General features: G+C 31.4%; 3 protein-coding genes and 1 pseudogene. 2 read left to right on the top strand and 2 right to left on the bottom strand.

Going from position 1 to position 2,381, the window contains the following annotated elements; genetic code table 11:
* A partial coding sequence (locus A936_RS23765; RefSeq protein WP_237717584.1) for a hypothetical protein occupies positions 1-217 on the top strand: 217 nt, incomplete at its 5' end.
* A gap of 406 nt (positions 218-623) precedes the next feature.
* On the opposite strand, the gene A936_RS13730 is transcribed toward A936_RS23765, so the two are convergent.
* On the bottom strand, positions 624-1,208 hold the full coding sequence (locus tag A936_RS13730) for a LuxR C-terminal-related transcriptional regulator (protein WP_008458777.1): 585 nt from the start codon (positions 1,206-1,208) through the stop codon (positions 624-626).
* A gap of 239 nt (positions 1,209-1,447) precedes the next feature.
* Here A936_RS13730 and A936_RS23225 point away from each other — a divergent pair, with 239 nt between their 5' ends.
* Positions 1,448-2,131, top strand: a complete 684-nt coding sequence (locus A936_RS23225; RefSeq protein WP_008458776.1) for a transcriptional regulator domain-containing protein — start codon at positions 1,448-1,450, stop codon at positions 2,129-2,131.
* 67 nt (positions 2,132-2,198) lie between these two features.
* Here A936_RS23225 and A936_RS24080 read toward each other — a convergent pair.
* Positions 2,199-2,285, bottom strand: a pseudogene (locus A936_RS24080) (IS6 family transposase); the annotation flags it as partial.
* Between the last annotated feature and the right edge of the window lie 96 nt (positions 2,286-2,381).

Raw genomic sequence — 2,381 nt, 5'->3', positions numbered from 1 at the left:
CTGGATTACCAGACACCAGCTGAATTCGCAACGGACTGGCGAAACAGGAAATATGAAGAAAAACCAACCGACATTACTAACTGAAGGTTTTATCGAAACCAGGGGGCAGGTGACTACCATCACGTATAAAATTTACAAAAGAAAATACTCCCTGCTAAAAAATAAGAATTTGAATAGTATTGATTCAACTGGAATGCAATCTCTCTCTAGAGGATAATAAAATGATTAATAAAGAGAGTTATGAAAATTACTATCATGTATTCAAGCATGACTATAGAGGCTGCCACCATTGTAATAAGATTATTCACATCAATGACACAAGATGTAGGTGGTGTGGTTGTAAAAAAACAAATAAAATAACCCAGTATAAACCGTCATCCTTTGTGTCGTTCTTTCTGTACAGTTCATTCATATTCTTACTTGGTTGTTTTGATGCAAATAAAATAATATGCATTTTAATTATAGTGTTCGCATCAATTTTTTTTCAAAAGTAAAAAATACAAGATGGTTGAAGAAAAATCCTTTTTGATCTGTAATTTTTTTAGAAAATACGATGCATAACGTTGAAGGTTATTATTGTAAATTTTAGAGGCGACATCACTCATTAACTTCACTCTTCATTTTCATGATTTTTGTAAAAAATCATTTATCTTTTTTTGTATTATGTATAAATAAAACAGTTGCTGCTTACTCCTAAGCCCTGATTTTTTTTTGATATTACCAATATGAGTTGACAAAGTTTTTTCCATGAAGGAATGTTGATTGCAAATATCTTTAACACTCTTCCCTTCACAAAGGCATTTAATAACTTCACTTTCAGTCCTGCTGTAACTTAAAATTTTATTTTTAAATTCTTGTTTAACAAGGAAATTACTAACTTTATCCTTCAAAAGCTCTGACAAAGTATTATTCCCTATGACAATTATTTTGTAATCGACAGGAATATATTCCTCTCTAAAAGTTGAAAGATCTGAAACAATAAAGAGTAATCTATTATTTTTTTTCGCATGAAATAATATTTCATACGCATTGCTATCCCTAAGCAAAAAAAAATCACTAATGACTACTGCTGATGGTTTACGAGAGATGAATTTTTTTATGATATCTCTTTCGTAACATGAGTAAATTTCACACACCTGTCCTTTTATGTTTTTTATAACTGCCTTGCCTGAATCACGATCAATACAGTCGCTTATAATAAACATCATACTTTATACCTCTCACATTAATTTATCTAATAGTGTAAAAGTCCTATCTTAAAATCCTAAAACCACTCTTGAAAATGTCAAATCTATTGCATAACTCAAGATCAGAACTAAATTAGTAATAGTAAATGAATCCATTATTTAGAATAATAAATAAAGCCATTTAAAATGTAAGGGAGAAAATTTAAAAAAAATATTTATCAGAAATTCTTAAAGGGATGAATAAAAAAAAGGAGTAATAAATGTATACTGATTTTGCATGGGAATTTCTTAGAAGAAATGATAGCTATAGAGAGTGCTGGAATGAAATGCAGTTAAAAGTGGCTCAAGAAAAAAACTCAAAAGCAATAGTAAATAACGCTGCAGCATCATGGGGGTTGGTGAATTTTGTTGATCCATATACATCATCACCATTAGACGTTTTTTGGTGTCCTAAAGTTAGCAGAAGAACACTTTATGCAAAGGTTGCAGAGTGTGCTGAGCATGACATCTATGGCACTTCAAAAATAGACTTGAGATTAATTAATAAATCATTGGAAATAAAGGGTATTGGTGTCATTACAAAATATTATAATGAAAATGGTTATGTACAAATAATAACAGAGGATGCATTATCCAGTAATGAAAATTTTTTGTTCTTTTCATTAAACAAATCAAGCTTAGTTAATAACTTGCGACTTGTTAGTTTTTTATATGGAGAAAATTGCGCTTTAACAACAAAATCAATGAAAAATACACAAGAATATCTGTCATTCTATGACTTGTATAATAATGGATTAACTCAGAGAGAAATTGCTAAAATTAAGTTTAAGGATTTTTTTACCGATCAGAGTTGGGAGTGTTCAGATTGGTTACGCGCAAGGGTTCGTTACAAAATAAAAAAGGCTACAAGTTATATAAGAGGGCAATATCTTGATCTTGTTTAGAATTATTAAAACAAAGGCATTGTTGAAAAGATTGTGATAGTGAAGCCTCTGGTGTTGCTGAAGGACATTAAATTTCAAAGACTCGGCTCACCAGACGCATTTCGACCAGGGGATGGCCAAAGTAAAATGATTCAACCTGACCTTTGTGCAGTGACCCTGACCCCGAATATGCTCCAGTCATAATCAGGAATAACCGGCTTCATGTTGGTTGCATGTTCTGGCAACCGGCAGACTTTTCAGCAAATTCGGA

Source organism: Enterobacter sp. Ag1 (assembly GCA_000277545.1).
Taxonomy (GTDB): Bacteria; Pseudomonadota; Gammaproteobacteria; order Enterobacterales; family Enterobacteriaceae; genus Cedecea.
The sequence above is the reverse complement of the archived record's forward strand: the minus strand, read 5'-3'. Positions and strand labels throughout refer to the sequence as shown.